A 17,259-nucleotide genomic window follows, 5' to 3' on the forward strand; every position below is an offset into this window, starting at 1 on the left:
GCCGCGGTGTCCCTCACGCCGTCCTCCCCACTGTTCTGCCCAGAGCGTGGCTCGCACTCACGTTTCCCCAGGGCGGGGCCGCTCGTTGGGCCCCATGTGAAGGACGCACACAGGCGCGCGCGGCGCGCGGGGGCCGCACTGGCCGCCGTACTGACATGGGCCGGGCTTCTCGCCGGCTGTACCTCCCCGCCCCGGATCGACGAGGCCCTGGGCAAGCCTCCCGCCCCCGAGGACGTCATCCGGGTCTCACCGGACGACGGAAGCAAGAGCATCCGGCCCGACCAGCGGCTGGTGGTGCGGGTGCCCAGCGGGCGCCTGGAGTCCGTGAAGGTCGTCAAGGCGCAGGACGCGCAGGAGACCGAGGTGCCCGGCCACGTCTCCGATGACGGCCTGCGCTGGGAGCCGGACGAGCGCCGGCTCGCGCTCGCCGCCAAGTACACCGTCGACGCGGTCGCCCTGGACGGACACGGCCGCAGGTCGGCCCGCCACACGACCTTCACCACCTACGTCCCCGACGAGCGGTTCGTCGGCTACGTCACCCCCGAGAACCGCGCCACCGTCGGCACCGGCATGATCGTCTCCCTGGAGTTCAACCGGGAGATCGAGAACCGCGCGGCCGTGGAGCGCGCGATCCGGGTCACCGCCCGCCCTGCCGTGGAGATCCGCCCGCACTGGTTCGGCAGGGGGCGCCTGGACTTCCGTCCCGAGCACTACTGGAAGCCCGGCACGCAGGTCACGGTCGATCTGCGGCTGCGGGACGTCGAGGGGGCGCCCGGCGTCTACGGCATCCAGGACAGGACGTTCTCCTTCACCGTCGGCCGCAGCCAGGTCTCCCTGGTCGACGCGGCCCGGCACACCATGCAGGTGCGGCGGGACGGCGCGCTGCTGGCCACCGTGCCCGTCACGGCCGGCTCGCCCAAGCACACCACCTACAACGGCACGATGGTGGTGATGGAGATGCTCGAGGTCACCCGCATGAACAGCCGCACGGTCGGCTTCGGCGGCGAGTACGACATCCCGGACGTCCCGCACGCCATGCGCCTGACCGACTCCGGCACCTTCGTGCACGGCAACTACTGGGCGCCGGACGCCCCGGGCCGGGTCAACGTCAGCCACGGGTGCGTGGGGCTCAGGGACGTCAAGGGCGGCGGCTCCGGCACTCCCGCCGGCTGGTTCTTCGACCGCAGCCTGATCGGGGACGTGATCGAGGTGGTCCACAGCAATGACAAAAAGGTCGCTCCCGACAACGGCCTCGGGGGCTGGAACATGGGGTGGAAGGAGTGGAAAGCGGGCAGTTGATGTTGGGACGAAACGGTGACCTTCGGCTGACACGATTCTCAAAACCCTCCGGTTAATATGCGCGAATGCGCTGGGCTGGCGCACTGGGGTGGGGCCCGACCAGGCCCGGGAGGGGAGAACGACTTGAACGTGCGGCCGATATCGGGGGCGTCGGTTGACGCGCGCGGGCGGAGAGCCAAGGGGGTGCCGGCGCTGATACTCGGCGCCCTGCTCCTCACCGTCACCGCGTGCGGAGGGGGCGGCTCGGGCTCCGGGTCCGGTTCCGGGGATGCCAAGGGCAAGGGCGCGGACAGCGCGCAGAGCAAGCAGTCGGTGGCGGTCGTCGCCATCGCCCCGAAGGACGGCGCGACCTCCGTCGACACCAGCGGCGCGCTCAAGGTCAGCGCCACCAAGGGCAAGTTGACGCAGGTCGAGGTCAAGACCGCCAAGGGGGGGACGATAGCCGGGAAGATCACCGACGGCGGCGCCTCGTGGACGCCGTCCACCCACCTGGCCGCGTCCACGAAGTACACCGTGCACGCCGTCGCCAAGGACTCCGAGGGCCGCCAGGCGGCCGAGGACTCCAGCTTCACCACGCTGACCCCGAAGAACACCTTCGTCGGCAGCTTCACCCCCGAGGGCCGGTTCCACCGTCGGCGTCGGGATGCCGTTCTCGATCCGTTTCACCCGGGGCATCACGCACCCCGCGGACGTCGAGAAGGCCATCAACATCAAGACCGAGCCGGCCGTCGACGTCGAGGGCCACTGGTTCGGCAACGACCGCCTCGACTTCCGCCCGGAGAACTACTGGAAGTCCGGCACCAAGGTCACCGTCAGCCTGAACCTGGACGGCGTCGAGGGCCGCCCCGGCGTCTACGGCAAGCAGGCCAAGACCGTGAAGTTCACCATCGGCCGCAACCAGGTCTCGATCGTGGACGCCAAGAAGCACACCATGAAGGTCATGCGGGACGGCAAGGTGTACAAGACCCTTCCCGTCACCACCGGCAAGCCCGGCTACGACACCTGGAACGGCCAGATGGTCATCAGCGAGAAGCTGCGGGTGACCCGGATGAACGGCGACACGGTCGGCTACGGCGGCGAGTACGACATCAAGGACGTCCCGGACGCCATGCGGCTGACCGACTCGGGCACCTTCGCCCACGGCAACTACTGGGGCGGCGACGCCTTCGGCAACTACAACGCCAGCCACGGCTGCATCGGCCTGCGCGACACGCGCGGCGGCTACGACCGCTCGCTGTCGGGCGCCTGGTTCTTCGACCACTCCATCGTCGGCGACGTGGTGACGGTGAAGAACGCGCACGACGCCACCGTCGACCCGGCCAACGGGCTCAACGGCTGGAACATGTCGTGGGAGAAGTGGACGTCGTAGAAGTACGGTGATCGACGGCCCCGGTGTGAGGTACCGCACCGGGGCCGTTGCCGTTAGTGCCCGTTAACCTGCCTGCATGACCGTGAATCTCGAAGTCGCCGAAGGCGTCGGCACCATCCGTCTGGACCGTCCGCCAATGAACGCGCTGGACATCGCCACCCAGGACCGGCTCAAGGAGCTTGCCGAGGAGGCGACCCGGCGCGAGGACGTGCGGGCCGTGATCGTCTACGGCGGGGAGAAGGTGTTCGCGGCGGGCGCGGACATCAAGGAGATGCAGAACATGGACCACATGGCGATGGTCCTGCGCGCCCGCGCCCTGCAGGACTCGTTCACCGCGGTCGCCCGCATCCCCAAGCCCGTCGTCGCGGCGATCACCGGCTACGCCCTCGGCGGCGGCTGCGAACTCGCGCTGTGCGCGGACTTCCGCATCGCCGCGGACAACGCCAAGCTCGGCCAGCCGGAGATCCTCCTCGGCCTGATCCCGGGCGCCGGCGGCACCCAGCGGCTGTCCCGGCTGATCGGCCCCTCCAAGGCCAAGGACCTGATCTTCACCGGCCGTATGGTCAAGGCGGACGAGGCGCTGACGCTGGGCCTGGTCGACCGGGTCGTCCCGGCCGCCGAGGTGTACACCGCGGCGCACGCGTGGGCGGCGAAGCTCGCGCAGGGCCCGGCGCTCGCGCTGCGGGCGGCCAAGGAGTCCGTCGACACGGGCCTGGAGACCGACATCGACACGGGGCTCGCGGTCGAACGGAACTGGTTCGCGGGCCTGTTCGCCACCGAGGACCGGGAGCGGGGGATGCGCAGCTTCGTGGAGGAGGGGCCCGGCAAGGCGAAGTTCCTCTGAACCGCTTGCAATTGACACACCGTCCGATCCGGTGATCCCTCGATGGGGCGGTTTATGGGAGCCTTAAGGCAACCTTAAGTCTGGCTTGTCGAGGGGCGCGGTCGATTGCCGATCGCCCGGCCCGCGCCGCAGCTCAACTGGGCTGCAAGTGACCCCGAATTGACTTTGGCATATGCCGAACGGCTCATCCGGAGCGGTTCGTTCCGGGGGGCGTATTCCCCCGGAACGGCCCCGGAGTGAGCTTTCGGCGGCCATGATGGGGGCATGGCGGGGCTGGAGGGCATCGAACAGCCGCGGGGACACGGCCGTGCGACGGCGGCGCGCTGGTCGCCCGCGGTGGAGGACGAACGGGCGCTGAAGGCGCTGGAACTGTTCGGCAACCCGACGGAGGCGGAGGTCCCGCTCCCCTCCCGCCCCGAGTCCGCGGCCACCGCCCGCCGTCTCGCCCAGGTCGTCGTCCTGCGCCAGTGGGGACTGACGCCGAAGATGACCGAGGACGTCGTCCTGCTGGTCTCCGAACTGGTCGGCAACGCCGTCCGGCACACCGGCGCCCGGGTCTTCGGCCTCCGGATGCGCCGCCGCAGGGGCTGGATCCGCATCGAGGTCCGCGACCCGTCCCGGGGGCTGCCCTGTCTGATGCCCGTCCAGGAGACCGACATCAGCGGCCGCGGGCTCTTCCTGGTCGACAAGCTGTCCGACCGCTGGGGCGTCGACCTGCTGCCCCGCGGCAAGACGACCTGGTTCGAGATGCGCGTCGCCGACCGCTAGGGGCCTGTCCGGCCAGGGGGACGACCCGGCATCAGGCGAGCCGTCGCCGCCGGCTGAAGCCTTTCGGCCTCGGGCCCCCGTGACGCCGGGCCGCGTTGCTCCGGGCCGGCGGCGCGAACCGCCAGGGCCTTTCGGCCCCCGCCCCCGCGCCGTGGCGCGCGTCCGCCTGGCTTCAAGCACGCCGTGGCGCGAGTCGGCCTGGCTTCACGCGTGCCGTCCCCGATCGTCGGCCCTGCGCGGCCGATCGGCGCGACCCGAAAACGCTCCCCAATCGGGGCAATCGGCAGTTTTCTTACCCTGCCCCCCTTAAATGGTGCGGGTGACCCCGACCGACCGCCGCACGGCCCTACGCACGGGCGCCGGCCTCCTCGCCGCAGGCGCCCTCTCCGCCGGATGTGCCACGCACGGCGCCGTCGCACATCCCGCGCCCTCCGCGTCACCTCCGACGCCCACCGAACCCTCCGCCACCTCGCCGGCCACCCCGCGAGCGGCCCCAGCCCCCCGCCGCTACCCGGGCCTCCCCGCACAGCTCACCCACGGCCCCCGCACCCGACCCCGCGTCGCCCTCACCTTCCACGGCCAGGGCGACCCCGTCCTCGCCCACTCCCTGCTGACCGAGGCAGAGAGGCACGGCGCGCACCTCACCGTCCTCGCCGTCGGCACCTGGCTCGACGAACACCCGGACATCGCCCGCCGGATCCTCGACGGCGGCCACGACCTCGGCAACCACACCCAACGGCACCTGGCGGTCAACGCCATGTCCGAGGCCGACGCCCGCTCCGAGATCACCGCCTGCGCGGACCGGCTCCGGCGCCTCACCGGCTCGATCGGCACCTGGTTCCGCCCCTCCCGGGCCCCGCAGGCCTCCCCGCTCGTCGCCCGCCTGGCCCGCGACGCCGGATACCCGCACGTCCTGTCGTACGACGTCGACTCCCTCGACTACACCCGGCCCGGCGCCGACGCCGTCACGCGCAAGGTCGCCGCCGAGGTGCGCGACGGGTCCGTGGTCAGCCTGCACTTCGGCTACCCGGACACCGTCCAGGCGCTCCCCGCCGTCCTGGAAGAACTCGCCCACCGCGGCCTGTCCGCGGTGACCACCACGGAGTTGTTCAGCTGATGCAGCGCACCCGAATCGCTCACACCCTCCTCGCGAGCGCCGTCCTCCTCTCCCTGGCCGCCTGCAGCTCCGGCGCCGACCACCACAAGGACGAGGCCCTCGGCAGCAAGGCGGCCGTCGCGCCCGCCCAAAAGCAGGCCGCCGTCCAGGGACTGCCCGGCATGCCGCCCGTCCTCGACCCCAAGGACGTGTACGCGGCCGACCGCCCGAACAAGCTCTCCCCGGTCGTGAAGGACTTCCCCTCGCGCGTCTACGTCCCCAACACCAACTCCAACACCGTCTCCGTCATCGACCCCGCCACGTACAAGGTGATCGAGACCATCCCGGTCGGCACCCAGCCCCAGCACGTCGTCCCCTCCTGGGACCTGAAGACGCTGTGGGTCAACAACGACCGCGGCAACACCCTCACCCCCATCGACCCGAAGACCGGCAAGGCGGGCAAGACGGTCGACGTCCACGACCCCTACAACCTCTACTTCACGCCGAACGGCAAGTACGCGATCGTCATGGCCTCCCTCGACCGCGAACTCGTCTTCCGCGACGCGCACACCATGAAGCGCGTCAAGACCGTCCCGGTCAGCTGCTACGGCGTCAACCACGCCGACTTCTCCCTGGACGGCCGGTACTTCATCGTCTCCTGCGAGTTCAGCGGCGAACTGCTCAAGGTCGACACCGAGCAAATGAAGGTCGTCGGACAGCAGAAGCTGCCGTTCCACGGCTCGATGCCGCAGGACGTGAAGATCTCCCCCGACGGCAAGCGGTTCTACATCGCCGACATGATGGCCGACGGCGTGTGGGTCCTCGACGGCGACTCGTTCGCCCAGCCGTCCTTCCTGCCCACCGGCAAGGGCGCCCACGGGCTCTACATCAGCCGCGACTCACGCGAGATGTTCATCTCCAACCGCGGCGAGGGCAGCATCTCCGTCTTCGACTTCACGCAGAACAAGCTCACCAAGAAGTGGCACCTGCCCGGCGGCGGCAGCCCCGACATGGGCGGCGTCTCGGCCGACGGCAAGGTCCTGTGGCTGTCCGGCCGCTACAACGCCGAGGTGTACGCCATCGACACCGCCTCCGGCCGCGAACTGGCCCGCATCAAGGTCGGCAGCGGCCCGCACGGCCTCGCCGTCTACCCCCAGCCGGGCCGCTACTCGCTCGGCCACACGGGCATCTTCCGCTGACCTGGCCCTACGCGGGCAGCAGCAGCGCCTCCGAGCCCACGGCCCGGTAGCCGGCGGCCTGGAACGCCCGCACGCTGCGGGCGTTCCCCGGGGCGACCTGCGCCCACAGCGGCTCGGCGGCCAGCTGACGGGCGGCGCTCACCAGCAGCCGCCCCAGCCCCCGGTGCCGTACCCCCGCGTCGACCTCCACCGACACCTCCAGCCGGCCGCCGATGCCGCGCCCCGTCACCAGCACTCCGCCGTCCGCCGTCCAGGGCCCGCACCTCGTCGCGCCGCCCGCGGGCGTAGCCGACCCGCGAGTGGGCGGCGTCCTCGATCTCCCGCAGCTCCAGGGGCGGGTCGCCGGGCAGCGGGGCGGCGACCAGCAGCGCGTCGATCGTCTCCGCCCTGCGGCCCGTGCGCTCCATGAACGCCGCCAGGAAGCGCGGGTTCATGGAGGCGGCCAGCGCGTCGCAGTGCGTGGCGCGCAGGGTGTCGTACACCCAGCCCGGATCCTCGTCGGTGAAGACGACGGAGTGCGCGGTGAAGGCGAGGACCCCGGCGTCGCGCTCGCAGACCTGCGGTACGACGGTCGTGCCGCCGTCCGCCGGCGGGAAGACACCGCGGGCCACCGCGTCGAGAATGTCCCGCAACGTCTCCATCTCCGCGCTCCTTGAGTCTCCACCCACTGCAAGGCCCACACTCGCAGACATGATCGATGACGGCACCGGACTTCTCACCATCGGCGAGCTCGCCAGGTCCACCGGGCTGACCGTGCGCACGATCCGCTACTGGTCCGACGAGGGCGTCCTGACCCCGGTGACCCGCTCCCCGGGCGGCTACCGGCTCTACGACGCCCGGTCCGCCGCCCGCCTGGAGCTGATCCGCACCCTGCGGGAGCTCGGCCTCGGCCTGGAGGACGTGCGCCGGGTGCTCGCGGGGGAGCGGACGGTCGCGGAGGTCGCGGCGGCCCACGTGGTCGCGCTGGACGCGCAGATCGCCACGCTGAGGGTGACCCGTGCGGTGCTGTCGTCCGTGGCGCGACGCGGTTCGACCGCGGAGGAGATGACCCTGATGAACAGACTGGCACGGCTGTCGGCGGCGGAGCGCCGGCGCATCATGGAGGAGTTCGTGGAGGAGATGTTCCACGGACTCGACCTCGTGGACCCGGACGTCCGCGAGCGGATGCGGAACACCGCGGTGAACCTGCCGGACGACCCGACGCCCGAGCAGGTCGACGCCTGGGTGGAGCTGGCGGAGCTGGTGCAGGACCCCGAGTTCAGGGCGCAGATGCGCCGGGCGGCGGAGTTCAACCACGCCGACCGCGGGCAGGGGGCGCCTCCCGGGGCGTCCATGTGGTTCGCCAAGCGGCTCGTGCAACTCGTCGGCCGGGCGCGCGAGGAGGACATCGCACCCGAGTCGCCCGAGGCCGAGGAGGTCCTGCGGCAGCTGCTCGGCCGGGCCGACCGGGCCGACGTCCTCGAACGGGTCCGGGCCACCCACAACCTCCGTCTCGCCCGCTACCGCGAACTGCTCGGTCTGCTCAAGGGCGAACCGGTGCGGACGTTCGAGGACGAGTTCGGGTGGGTGGTCGCCGCACTGGAGGCACATCCGGGCGGTTAGTCTGACCTGCGTCAGTACGCCAGCACGGCAATGGAACATGGATAAAAGGGGCGGATCGGTGGCCGATATCGAAGCAGCACGCAAGGAGTTCCAGCGGATCGACACCGATGGCGACGGGTTCATCACCGCCGCCGAGTTCAAGACCGCTCTGGCCCAGGGGGGCGACTGGAACGTCACCGAGTCGGTGGCCGAGGTCATCATCAAGTCCCGCGACCTCAACGGCGACAAGGTCCTGTCGTTCGACGAGTTCTGGGCGTACCTGAACAAGTGACGCCCGCCGAAGGGGCGCCGGCGCACTCCGCGCCGGCGCCCCTTCGTCATGTCCGGCCCGATACCCCGCCCGGAACGGGTACCCGGGACCCGGCTCACCCGTCCGGACGGGTTCCGGAATAGCCCGGACAGGCCCGGGGTTGACGCCGACCAGACGTATGCGTGTGCATCGAACTGAAAGGCAAGGCCAGTCATGAAGATCGGCATCATCGGCGCGGGCAACATCGGCGGCAACCTCACCCGGCGGCTGACCGCCCTCGGGCACGACGTCTCCGTGGCCAACTCACGCGGCCCGCACACCCTCACCGAGCTGGCCGAGGAGACCGGCGCGACCGCGGTGCCGGTGGAGGAGGCGGCGCGGGGCGCGGACATCGTCGTCGTCACCGTCCCCGTGAAGGCCGTCCCCGACCTGCCCTCCGGCCTGCTCGACGGGGCCGCCGACGGCGTCGCGGTGATCGACACCGGCAACTACTACCCGCAGCGCGACGGGAAGATCGCCGGGATCGAGGACGAGGGCCTCACCGAGAGCCGCTGGGCCGAGCGGCAGATCGGGCACCCCGTGATCAAGGCCTTCAACGGCACGTACGCCATCGACATCCTGGAGCGCGCGCGGCCGGCCGGCGCCCCCGACCGGCAGGCGCTGCCGGTGGCGGGCGACGACGAGGCGGCCAAGCGGAAGGTCCGCGCGCTGATCGACGAGCTCGGCTTCGACACCGTGGACGCGGGCGGCCTCGACGACTCCTGGCGCCAGCAGCCCGGCACCCCGGTGTACGGCCTGCGCGAGGGCGTCGACGGGGTGACCAAGGCGCTGGCCGCGGCGAGCCCCGAGCGCACGGCGGAGTGGCGGGCCTGACCCGGCCGGCTCAGACGATCTCCAACGGCCGGTGCGGCCCCTCCGGCAGCTCCACCTTGACCGGGTCCCCGGGCCGCACCACGCCTCCGTTGACGACGACGCCCATGATCCCGGCCCGGTGCCGGACCGAGCCGTCCGCGTCCCGCCCGACGACCTGCTTCAGCAGCCCGCTGCGGAAGTTGTCGATCTGCAGACACGGATTGCGCAGCCCGGTCACCTTTACGACCGCCTCGTCCCCGAGCCGCAGCAGCGTGCCGACCGGCAGGCCCAGCAGGTCGATCCCGCGTGTGGTGACGTTCTCCCCGAGCTGGCCGGCCGCGACCTCGAACCCGGCCTCCCGGACCTCGTCGAACAGCTCCTCGTGCATGAGGTGCACCTGCCGCAGGTTCGGCTGCGAGGGGTCCCGGGCCACCCGTGACCGGTGCTTCACCGTCACCCCGGCGTGCACATCACCCTCGACGCCCAGCCCCTCGAGCAGCGTGATGCTGTCCCGGTTCGGCTTGGTGAACGAATACGTGCCGTTGCTGCTGACCGCGGCGACCGACCCACCCGACATGAGAATCTCCCCTCGTCCCTACGGGGAATGATCTCTCACTCAGGCGCCCGCGGCCCACTCCTTCAGTGCCGCCTTGCTCGCGAAGTCCGCGACGTCCTTGTCGTGCGGCTCGCTGGAGTACTGGTGGAAGCGCCACCTGGCCGTGATGCGGGGCTTGCCCGCCGTGACGTAGTCGGCGATCCACAGGCCGTCGCCGGCGTAGGAGGTGCGGTCGATGTCGAGCCAGAAGTTGCGGTTGGCGTACAGGATCACCCGGAGGTGCGGCCGGAGCGCCTTCACCTTGCGGATGAACGAGTCCTTCTCCGCGTTGCTCGCGTGCGTCCCGGAGCTCGTCGTCTCCCAGTCCACCGCGAGGATGTCGCCCGCCCTCTCGGGGGCGTGGCCGACGAAGTACTCGGCCTGGGCCTGGAGGTCGCCGGGCCACAGGAAGTGGTAGAAGCCGACGACCAGGCCCGCGTCGCGGGCGGTCTTCGTCTGCGCGGCGAGTCTGGGGTTGACGTACGAACGGCCCTCCGTCGCCTTGACGAAGGCGAAGGAGAGGCCGTCCGTGCCGTACGAGGCGGACTGGAACGCGCTGACGTCGATACCGTGCAGCATGGGGGACTCCCTGAAGTGCCGTCGTGGGGAGAGGAGTTGCAGCACCCCATACTTTAGGACGTCAACTTCTCGCGGCCACCGAACTCAGGACGGACGCCGGCTTCGCCGCCCAGTCCGAGGTGATGAGACTCGCGTGGTCCCCGGCCAGCAGCGCCAGCCTGGCGGCCACTTCGGCGTCCGTCGGGGCGGTCGAGGAGATGGCCGGGGAGACGCCGGCCGCGTCCGTCATGATCAGGATGTAGTGGTTCGTGGAGTAGAAGGACGTGTCGTAGCCGTTGTCGACGTACGACGCCGCGTCACCGTCGAAGAAGACGAACCACGGCCGGATGGAGCTGTCGTAGCGGCTGACGCGCGGGTCGCCGTTCTCCGCGCCGAGCACCGCGGGGAAGGCCTGCGCCTCCGCGATGTTCCCCGCCGCGTACAGGTCGCGCAGATGGTCGCCGTACTCCTCGTCGGTCCAGTAGTGGTCGAAGGGGTTCTGCTGCTCGACCGTGCCGGGGATGAGCTCGAAGAGGAACTTGCCCCTCATCGCGTCCCGCGTCGGCCACGCATTGGCCTTCGCCGCCGCGTCGAGCGTGGAGTAGGAGGAACCGAGCAGGTCGGCCGGCTTGAAGACGCTGCCGCCCAGCTTGTTCCGGACCAGGGTGTCGAACTCGTCAGGACCGAGGCCGACGTTGTTGTTGAAGCCGACCTTCAGCTCGACCTTCACGACGACCGGCGCGTGGTCGGGATGGAGCTGCTGCCAGGCCGCCATGTTGTCCAGGCAGCTGCCGAGGTCCTGGTTGCGGCTCTTGCTGTACAGATCGGCCGGCGTGGCCGCCTTCTCGCAGTTGTTGTCGTTGCCGAGCGGATTGCTGTGGCTCACCCGCCACCGCCTGCTCAGGCTGTCCGCGTACACGTCCAGCTCCAGCAGCGAGGCACCGGAGTCCAACGCCTGTGCCCAGTAGGTGTACTTGGCCTTCTCGTACGCGTTGTGCGTCCCGATCGCCGTCGTCTCCGAGAACTTCGGCGACGCCGCATGAGCGTTGCCCGGTACCGCCATCAGCATCGCGGCCGCGCCCACCAGCGCCGCCAGCCGTCTCACCACGCGCATACGTCAAATCCCCTTCGCCATCACCGAGTTGGCGGCAGCGTAGGGGCAGACGGTTACTGATGGGTAGACCCGGGGGGAACGTCATTCGCCTTTCGGCACGCGGGAGTTCAGCACTCGATGATGTTCACGGCGAGGCCGCCGCGGGCCGTTTCCTTGTACTTGACGCTCATGTCGGCGCCGGTGTCCTTCATGGTCTTGATGACCTTGTCGAGGGAGACCTTGTGGGAGCCGTCGCCGCGCATGGCCATCTTCGCGGCCGTGACCGCCTTCACCGCGGCCATGCCGTTGCGCTCGATGCACGGGATCTGGACCAGGCCGCCGACCGGGTCGCAGGTCAGGCCCAGGTTGTGCTCCATGCCGATCTCGGCCGCGTTCTCGACCTGCTCGGGGGAGCCGCCGAGGACCTCGGCGAGGGCGCCCGCCGCCATCGAGCAGGCCGAGCCGACCTCGCCCTGGCAGCCGACCTCGGCGCCGGAGATGGAGGCGTTCTCCTTGAAGAGCATGCCGATGGCGCCGGCGGCCAGCAGGAAGCGGACCACGCCGTCCTCGTCCGCGCCGGGCACGAAGTTGATGTAGTAGTGCAGGACGGCGGGGATGATGCCGGCCGCGCCGTTCGTGGGCGCGGTGACCACGCGGCCGCCCGCCGCGTTCTCCTCGTTCACCGCCATCGCGTAGAGCGTGATCCACTCCATCGCGTGCGCCAGGGCGTCACCCTCGGCGCGCAGTTGACGCGCCGACATCGACGCCCGGCGCCTGACACGCAGGCCGCCGGGCAGGATGCCCTCCCGGGACAGGCCGCGGGACACGCAGGCCTGCATGACCCGCCAGATCTCCAGCAGCCCGGCCCGTATCTCCTCCTCGGTGCGCCAGGCCTTCTCGTTCTCCAGCATCAGCGCGGAGATCGACAGCCCGGTCTCCTCGGTCAGTCGCAGCAGCTCGTCACCGGTGCGGAAGGGGTACTTCAGCACGGTGTCGTCGAGCTTGATGCGGTCCGCGCCCACCGCGTCCTCGTCGACGACGAAGCCGCCGCCCACCGAGTAGTAGGTCTTCGACAGCACTTCGGCGCCCGAGGCGTCGTACGCCCACACCGTCATGCCGTTCGCGTGGTACGGCAGCGCCTTGCGGCGGTGCAGCACGAGATCGTCGTCGAAGGAGAAGGGGATCTCGTGCTCGCCGAGCAGGTTCAGCAGCCCCGCGGCCTTGATCGACTCCACCCGCTCGTCCGCCGTCTCCACGTCCACCGTGCGCGGCGAGGCGCCCTCCAGGCCGAGCAGCACCGCCTTGGGCGTGCCGTGCCCGTGGCCGGTCGCGCCGAGCGAGCCGTACAGCTCACAGCGCACCGAGGCGACGGAGGGCAGCAGGCCCTCGTTGCGCAGGCGGCGGGCGAACATGCGCGCCGCCCGCATCGGGCCGACCGTGTGGGAGCTGGACGGGCCGATGCCGATCGAGAACAGGTCGAAGACCGAGATGGCCACGGGTACTCCTCAGTGCGGGGGTGGTGGGGCACCCGGCTCACGGGTGCCCCACCGGGGACTTACTTGTTCAGGCCGGCGTACAGCGGGTGCTTGGCGGCCAGGGTCTCGACCCGGGCCTTCAGGCCGGCCGCGTCGTACGACGGCTTCAGCGCCTCGGCGATCACGTCCGCGACCTCGGCGAAGTCCTCGGCCGTGAAGCCGCGGGTCGCCAGTGCCGGTGTACCGATCCGCAGCCCCGACGTGACCATCGGCGGGCGCGGGTCGTTCGGGACCGCGTTGCGGTTGACCGTGATGCCGATCTCGTGCAGCCGGTCCTCGGCCTGCTGACCGTCCAGCTCGGACTCGCGCAGGTCGACCAGGAGCAGGTGCACGTCCGTGCCGCCGGACAGGACGTTCACCCCGGCCTCGCGGGCGTCGGGGGCCGTCAGGCGCTCGGCGAGGATGCGGGCACCCTCCACCGTACGCCGCTGGCGCTCCTTGAACTCCTCGCCCGCGGCGACCTTGAAGGACACCGCCTTCGCCGCGATCACGTGCTCCAGCGGACCGCCCTGGAAGCCGGGGAAGACCGAGGAGTTCAGCTTCTTCGCGAAGTCGGTGCTGCGCGCGAGGATGATGCCGCCGCGCGGGCCGCCGAGCGTCTTGTGCGTGGTGGAGGTGACCACGTCCGCGTACGGCACCGGGTTGGGGTGCAGCCCCGCCGCGACCAGGCCCGCGAAGTGGGCCATGTCGACCCACAGGTACGCCTCGACCTCGTCGGCGATCCGGCGGAACTCGGCGAAGTCCAGCTGCCGCGGGTACGCCGACCAGCCCGCGATGATGACCTTCGGGCGGTGCTCCTTGGCGAGCCGCTCCACCTCGGCCATGTCCACCAGGCCGGCGTCGTCGACGTGGTAGGCGACCACGTCGAACTGCTTGCCGGAGAAGTTGAGCCGCATCCCGTGGGTGAGGTGCCCGCCGTGGGCGAGGTCCAGACCCAGGATGGTGTCGCCGGGCTTGGCCAGCGCGAACAGGGCCGCCTGGTTGGCGGAGGCACCGGAGTGCGGCTGGACGTTGGCGTACGCGGCGCCGAACAGCTCCTTCACCCGGTCGATGGCGATCTGCTCGGCGACGTCGACGTGCTCGCAGCCGCCGTAGTAGCGCCGGCCGGGGTAGCCCTCGGCGTACTTGTTGGTCAGGACCGAGCCCTGGGCCTCCATGACGGCCAGCGGAGCGAAGTTCTCCGAGGCGATCATCTCGAGGGTGGACTGCTGGCGCCCGAGCTCGGCGTCGACCGCGGCCGCGATCTCCGGGTCGAGCTCGTGCAGGGGCGTGTTCAGGACAGACATGCGTCTACGGCTCCTCAGCCGGCGTTCTGGGCGGTGTACTCGTCGGCGGAGAGCAGGTCGCCCGGCTCCTCGGTGACGCGGACCTTGAACAGCCAGCCGCCTTCGAAGGGGGCCGAGTTGACCAGGGACGGGTCGTTCACCACGTCCTCGTTGATCTCGGTGACCTCACCGGTGACGGGGGAGTACAGGTCGCTGACCGACTTGGTCGACTCCAGCTCGCCGCAGGTCTCGCCCGCGGTCACGCCGGAGCCCACCTCGGGAAGCTGGGCGTAGACGACGTCGCCGAGGGCGTTGGCCGCGAACTCGGTGATGCCGACCGTCGAGACGCCGTCCTCGGCGGCCGACAGCCACTCGTGCTCCTTGCTGTAGCGCAGCTGCTGGGGGTTGCTCATGGCCTGAATTCTCCTGTACGCGCGGGAGTGCTGGTGAATGGGGGACTGCTGGATACGCGAGTGAGCAGGGCGGATGTGCTCGGCGTCACGTCCGTGCGGAAGACCGCCCGGCTCCAGTGTCTACTTCTGCCGCTTGTAGAAGGGCAGTGCCACGACCTCGTACGGCTCATGGGTGCCCCGGATGTCCACGCCGACCCCGGGCGTGCCCGGCGCCGCGTGCGCGGCGTCGACGTAGGCCATGGCGATCGGCTTGCCCAGCGTGGGGGAGGGGGCGCCGGAGGTGACCTCGCCGATCACCTCGCCGCCGGCGACGACCGGGTACCCGGCGCGCGGCACCCGGCGGCCCTCGGCGACCAGGCCCACCAGGACGCGCGGGGGATTCTCCTGCGACCGCGCGGCGGCCGCCTCCAGGGCCTCGCGGCCCACGAAGTCGCCCTCCTTGTCGAACTTCACCACCCGGCCGAGACCGGCGTCGAAGGGAGTCAGTTCGGTGTTCAGCTCGTGCCCGTACAGCGGCATGCCCGCCTCCAGGCGCAGGGTGTCCCGGCAGGACAGCCCGCAGGGGACGAGCCCGGCGCCCTCGCCGGCCTTGGTCAGCGCCTGCCACAGCTCGACGGCGTGTTCGGGCCGCACGAACAGCTCGAAGCCGTCCTCGCCGGTGTAGCCGGTGCGCGCGATGAGCGCGGGGACGCCGGCGACCGTGCCCGGCAGGCCGGCGTAGTACTTCAGGCCGTCGAGGTCGGCGTCGGTGAGGGAGGCGAGGATGCCGGGCGACTCGGGGCCCTGCACGGCGATCAGCGCGTAGGCGTCCCGGTCGTCGCGCACCTCGGCGTCGAAGCCGGCGGCCCGCTCGGTGAGGGCGTCCAGCACCACCTGGGCGTTGGAGGCGTTGGCGACGACCATGTACTCGGTCTCGGCGAGCCGGTAGACGATCAGGTCGTCCAGGATGCCGCCGTCGGCGCGGCAGATCATGGTGTAGCGGGCGCGGCCCACGCCGACCGAGGCGATGTTGCCGACCAGGGCGTGGTTCAGCAGGGCGGCGGCCTGCGGGCCGGTCACGGTGATCTCCCCCATGTGGGAGAGGTCGAAGAGGCCGGCCTTCGTGCGGACGGCGAGGTGCTCGTCGCGCTCGGAGCCGTAGCGCAGCGGCATGTCCCAGCCGGCGAAGTCGGTCATCGTCGCGCCCAGCGAGCGATGCAGGGCATCGAGCGCGGTACGGCGGATTTCGGTACTGCTCATCGGACGGTCGTCTCCCAGGGCGTCGGACATGACGGACGGAGTCATGACGGGCGAGGTCGTTCCTCCCCATCTGTCATCGGAACCTGAGAGGTTCGCCATGACCGCGGACGGCATGGCTTGCACCGTGGGTGGGACCGCCGAGGACGGCGGCCCGCTTTTCAGATGTGCCTCGCCCGCGCGGTAACGGGGCCTGAGAGATTCAAGGGAGGGACTTGCTCCTTCGGCGCCCCAGCGACGCAGACGTGCTGGGGACTCTCCCGCGCGGATTCAAACGGCCGGTATGCAGTTGGCGCGCACATCATTGCACGCCCCGCCCGGCCGGTGGCAGGCCGCATCTGTAACAGGGCTGTGGCGGGAAACGAACCGAACCGCGAGAGATCCTGCATTACCTTCTCTTTACAAACAGTGGGGAGAAGCTTTCCTGACCCCGCAGGAAGGACGATCACGGTGAACAGGACCACGGTGTACGCCACGACCTCGGCCCTCGCACTGCCCGAACAGTCCGCGGCCCCGGCTCGCGAGCGGTGCGGCCGGGTCCCGGCGCCGGTCGTCCGCGACCTCCGTGACCGCTCGGGCCGCAGCCCGCACACCCTGCTCTTCGGCCCCCGCGACGTCGTCGTCGTCACCGGCCTGCCCGGCAGCGGCAAGTCCACGCTGATGCACCGCGCGGTGCGCGGGACGCGCGTCGACTCCCAGGACACCCGGGACCGCTGGGAGGCCCGCGCCCCGCGCCTGCTGCCGTACGGCGTCTACCGCCCCCTGGTCCGCCTCGCCCACTTCGCCGGTCTGCGCCGGGTCCTGCGCCGGGGTGGAGGCGTCGTCGTGCACGACTGCGGCACCCAGGCCTGGGTCCGCGACTGGCTGGCCCGCGAGGCCCGCCGCCGGGGCGGCGCCCTGCACCTGCTGCTGCTCGACGTCACCCCGCGCACCGCGCTGGAGGGCCAGCGCGAGCGCGGCCGGGGGGTCTCCCGCTACGCCTTCCTGCGCCACCGCACCGCGGCCGCCCGCCTCATCCGCTCCGTCGAGCGCGGGGACCTCCCCGCGGGCGTCACCTCGGCCCTCCTCGTGGACCGCCCGGCGGCGGACGCCCTCACCACCATCACCTTCACGGCCTGACCCGCCCCCGACCCCGCCCCGACTCATGGCACGCGCCGGCCCCGCACCACACTGTCTCCAACTCGCGGCGAGGTCCGCCCCACAGCGGCTCGGGCTCGGTTTGCGGCGCGTTCCGTCCCGCGGCGGCTCGGGTTCGGCTTGGGGTGCGTTACGTCCCGCGGCGGCT

16 protein-coding genes, 2 pseudogenes and 2 riboswitches are annotated in these 17,259 nt (G+C 71.0%); of the genes and pseudogenes, 10 read left to right on the forward strand and 8 right to left on the reverse strand.

What is annotated here, in order from left to right:
* Positions 1–138 precede the first annotated feature (138 nt).
* The 6 genes and pseudogenes from LN251_RS21140 (at position 139) to LN251_RS21165 (ending at position 6,575) form a co-directional block, all read left to right on the forward strand.
* Positions 139–1,299, forward strand: coding sequence for an Ig-like domain-containing protein (locus tag LN251_RS21140; RefSeq protein WP_458246765.1), 1,161 nt, complete (start codon positions 139–141; stop codon positions 1,297–1,299).
* Positions 1,300–1,422: 123 nt separating this feature from the next.
* Positions 1,423–2,668, forward strand: a pseudogene (locus LN251_RS21145) (L,D-transpeptidase).
* A gap of 76 nt (positions 2,669–2,744) precedes the next feature.
* The gene (locus tag LN251_RS21150) at positions 2,745–3,512 is read left to right on the forward strand and encodes an enoyl-CoA hydratase/isomerase family protein (protein ID WP_458245758.1); all 768 of its coding nucleotides are present in this window, start codon (positions 2,745–2,747) and stop codon (positions 3,510–3,512) included.
* A 264-nt stretch (positions 3,513–3,776) separates the two neighbouring features.
* Entirely contained in the window at positions 3,777–4,280 is a 504-nt protein-coding gene (locus LN251_RS21155; RefSeq protein ID WP_142142597.1) for an ATP-binding protein, read from the forward strand.
* A gap of 310 nt (positions 4,281–4,590) precedes the next feature.
* A complete protein-coding gene (locus LN251_RS21160; RefSeq protein WP_458245759.1) occupies positions 4,591–5,397 on the forward strand; it encodes a polysaccharide deacetylase family protein in 807 nt (268 codons plus the stop codon).
* Positions 5,397–6,575, forward strand: coding sequence for a YVTN family beta-propeller repeat protein (locus LN251_RS21165; protein ID WP_458245760.1), 1,179 nt, complete (start codon positions 5,397–5,399; stop codon positions 6,573–6,575). Before LN251_RS21160 ends, LN251_RS21165 begins: the two co-directional genes overlap by 1 nt.
* Positions 6,576–6,582: 7 nt before the next feature.
* Here LN251_RS21165 and LN251_RS21170 read toward each other — a convergent pair.
* Positions 6,583–7,216: pseudogene (locus tag LN251_RS21170) on the reverse strand (N-acetyltransferase family protein).
* A 49-nt stretch (positions 7,217–7,265) separates the two neighbouring features.
* Between LN251_RS21170 and LN251_RS21175 the strand changes: the two are divergent.
* The 3 genes from LN251_RS21175 (at position 7,266) to LN251_RS21185 (ending at position 9,300) form a co-directional block, all read left to right on the forward strand.
* Positions 7,266–8,177: a MerR family transcriptional regulator gene (locus LN251_RS21175; RefSeq protein WP_458245761.1), complete on the forward strand. Its 912-nt coding sequence runs from the start codon at positions 7,266–7,268 to the stop codon at positions 8,175–8,177.
* 58 nt (positions 8,178–8,235) lie between these two features.
* Entirely contained in the window at positions 8,236–8,448 is a 213-nt protein-coding gene (locus LN251_RS21180) for an EF-hand domain-containing protein (protein ID WP_450970742.1), read from the forward strand.
* 192 nt (positions 8,449–8,640) lie between these two features.
* A complete protein-coding gene (locus LN251_RS21185; RefSeq protein ID WP_458245762.1) occupies positions 8,641–9,300 on the forward strand; it encodes an NADPH-dependent F420 reductase in 660 nt (219 codons plus the stop codon).
* A gap of 10 nt (positions 9,301–9,310) precedes the next feature.
* On the opposite strand, the gene LN251_RS21190 is transcribed toward LN251_RS21185, so the two are convergent.
* The 7 genes from LN251_RS21190 to gcvT form a co-directional block, all read right to left on the reverse strand.
* Positions 9,311–9,856, reverse strand: coding sequence for an MOSC domain-containing protein (locus tag LN251_RS21190; RefSeq protein ID WP_458245763.1), 546 nt, complete (start codon positions 9,854–9,856; stop codon positions 9,311–9,313).
* 39 nt (positions 9,857–9,895) lie between these two features.
* On the reverse strand, positions 9,896–10,453 hold the full coding sequence (locus tag LN251_RS21195; protein WP_458245764.1) for a GH25 family lysozyme: 558 nt from the start codon (positions 10,451–10,453) through the stop codon (positions 9,896–9,898).
* Between the two features lie 61 nt (positions 10,454–10,514).
* Positions 10,515–11,546 carry a phosphatidylinositol-specific phospholipase C domain-containing protein gene (locus LN251_RS21200; protein ID WP_458245765.1) on the reverse strand — a complete coding sequence of 344 codons (1,032 nt, stop codon included), beginning with the start codon at positions 11,544–11,546 and terminating at the stop codon, positions 10,515–10,517.
* 107 nt (positions 11,547–11,653) lie between these two features.
* On the reverse strand, positions 11,654–13,021 hold the full coding sequence (locus tag LN251_RS21205; RefSeq protein ID WP_458245766.1) for an L-serine ammonia-lyase: 1,368 nt from the start codon (positions 13,019–13,021) through the stop codon (positions 11,654–11,656).
* 59 nt (positions 13,022–13,080) lie between these two features.
* Positions 13,081–14,346 (reverse strand): serine hydroxymethyltransferase, encoded by a 1,266-nt coding sequence (gene glyA / locus LN251_RS21210; RefSeq protein WP_458245767.1) that lies wholly within the window; start codon positions 14,344–14,346, stop codon positions 13,081–13,083.
* A 14-nt stretch (positions 14,347–14,360) separates the two neighbouring features.
* Positions 14,361–14,738 carry a glycine cleavage system protein GcvH gene (gene gcvH / locus LN251_RS21215; RefSeq protein WP_458245768.1) on the reverse strand — a complete coding sequence of 126 codons (378 nt, stop codon included), beginning with the start codon at positions 14,736–14,738 and terminating at the stop codon, positions 14,361–14,363.
* A gap of 120 nt (positions 14,739–14,858) precedes the next feature.
* Positions 14,859–15,977 (reverse strand): glycine cleavage system aminomethyltransferase GcvT, encoded by a 1,119-nt coding sequence (gene gcvT / locus LN251_RS21220; RefSeq protein ID WP_458245769.1) that lies wholly within the window; start codon positions 15,975–15,977, stop codon positions 14,859–14,861.
* Between the two features lie 60 nt (positions 15,978–16,037).
* Positions 16,038–16,145: riboswitch (glycine riboswitch) on the reverse strand.
* A riboswitch (glycine riboswitch) is annotated at positions 16,146–16,247 on the reverse strand.
* 177 nt (positions 16,248–16,424) lie between these two features.
* Between gcvT and LN251_RS21225 the strand changes: the two genes are divergently transcribed.
* Complete coding sequence (locus LN251_RS21225) at positions 16,425–17,093, forward strand: AAA family ATPase (RefSeq protein ID WP_458245770.1); 669 nt, start codon at positions 16,425–16,427, stop codon at positions 17,091–17,093.
* Positions 17,094–17,259: the final 166 nt, after the last annotated feature.

The sequence above is a fragment of the Streptomyces sp. MAI_2237 genome, from assembly GCF_054189285.1.

Coding starts and splice junctions, on each gene's coding strand:
- LN251_RS21150 (WP_458245758.1), top strand. CDS start 2,745: ATGACCGTGAATCTCGAAGTCGCCGAAGGCGTCGGCACCATCCGTCTG.
- LN251_RS21155 (WP_142142597.1), top strand. CDS start 3,777: ATGGCGGGGCTGGAGGGCATCGAACAGCCGCGGGGACACGGCCGTGCG.
- LN251_RS21160 (WP_458245759.1), top strand. CDS start 4,591: ATGGTGCGGGTGACCCCGACCGACCGCCGCACGGCCCTACGCACGGGC.
- LN251_RS21165 (WP_458245760.1), top strand. CDS start 5,397: ATGCAGCGCACCCGAATCGCTCACACCCTCCTCGCGAGCGCCGTCCTC.
- LN251_RS21175 (WP_458245761.1), top strand. CDS start 7,266: ATGATCGATGACGGCACCGGACTTCTCACCATCGGCGAGCTCGCCAGG.
- LN251_RS21185 (WP_458245762.1), top strand. CDS start 8,641: ATGAAGATCGGCATCATCGGCGCGGGCAACATCGGCGGCAACCTCACC.
- LN251_RS21190 (WP_458245763.1), bottom strand. CDS start 9,856: ATGTCGGGTGGGTCGGTCGCCGCGGTCAGCAGCAACGGCACGTATTCG.
- LN251_RS21195 (WP_458245764.1), bottom strand. CDS start 10,453: ATGCTGCACGGTATCGACGTCAGCGCGTTCCAGTCCGCCTCGTACGGC.
- LN251_RS21200 (WP_458245765.1), bottom strand. CDS start 11,546: ATGCGCGTGGTGAGACGGCTGGCGGCGCTGGTGGGCGCGGCCGCGATG.
- glyA (WP_458245767.1), bottom strand. CDS start 14,346: ATGTCTGTCCTGAACACGCCCCTGCACGAGCTCGACCCGGAGATCGCG.
- gcvH (WP_458245768.1), bottom strand. CDS start 14,738: ATGAGCAACCCCCAGCAGCTGCGCTACAGCAAGGAGCACGAGTGGCTG.
- gcvT (WP_458245769.1), bottom strand. CDS start 15,977: ATGAGCAGTACCGAAATCCGCCGTACCGCGCTCGATGCCCTGCATCGC.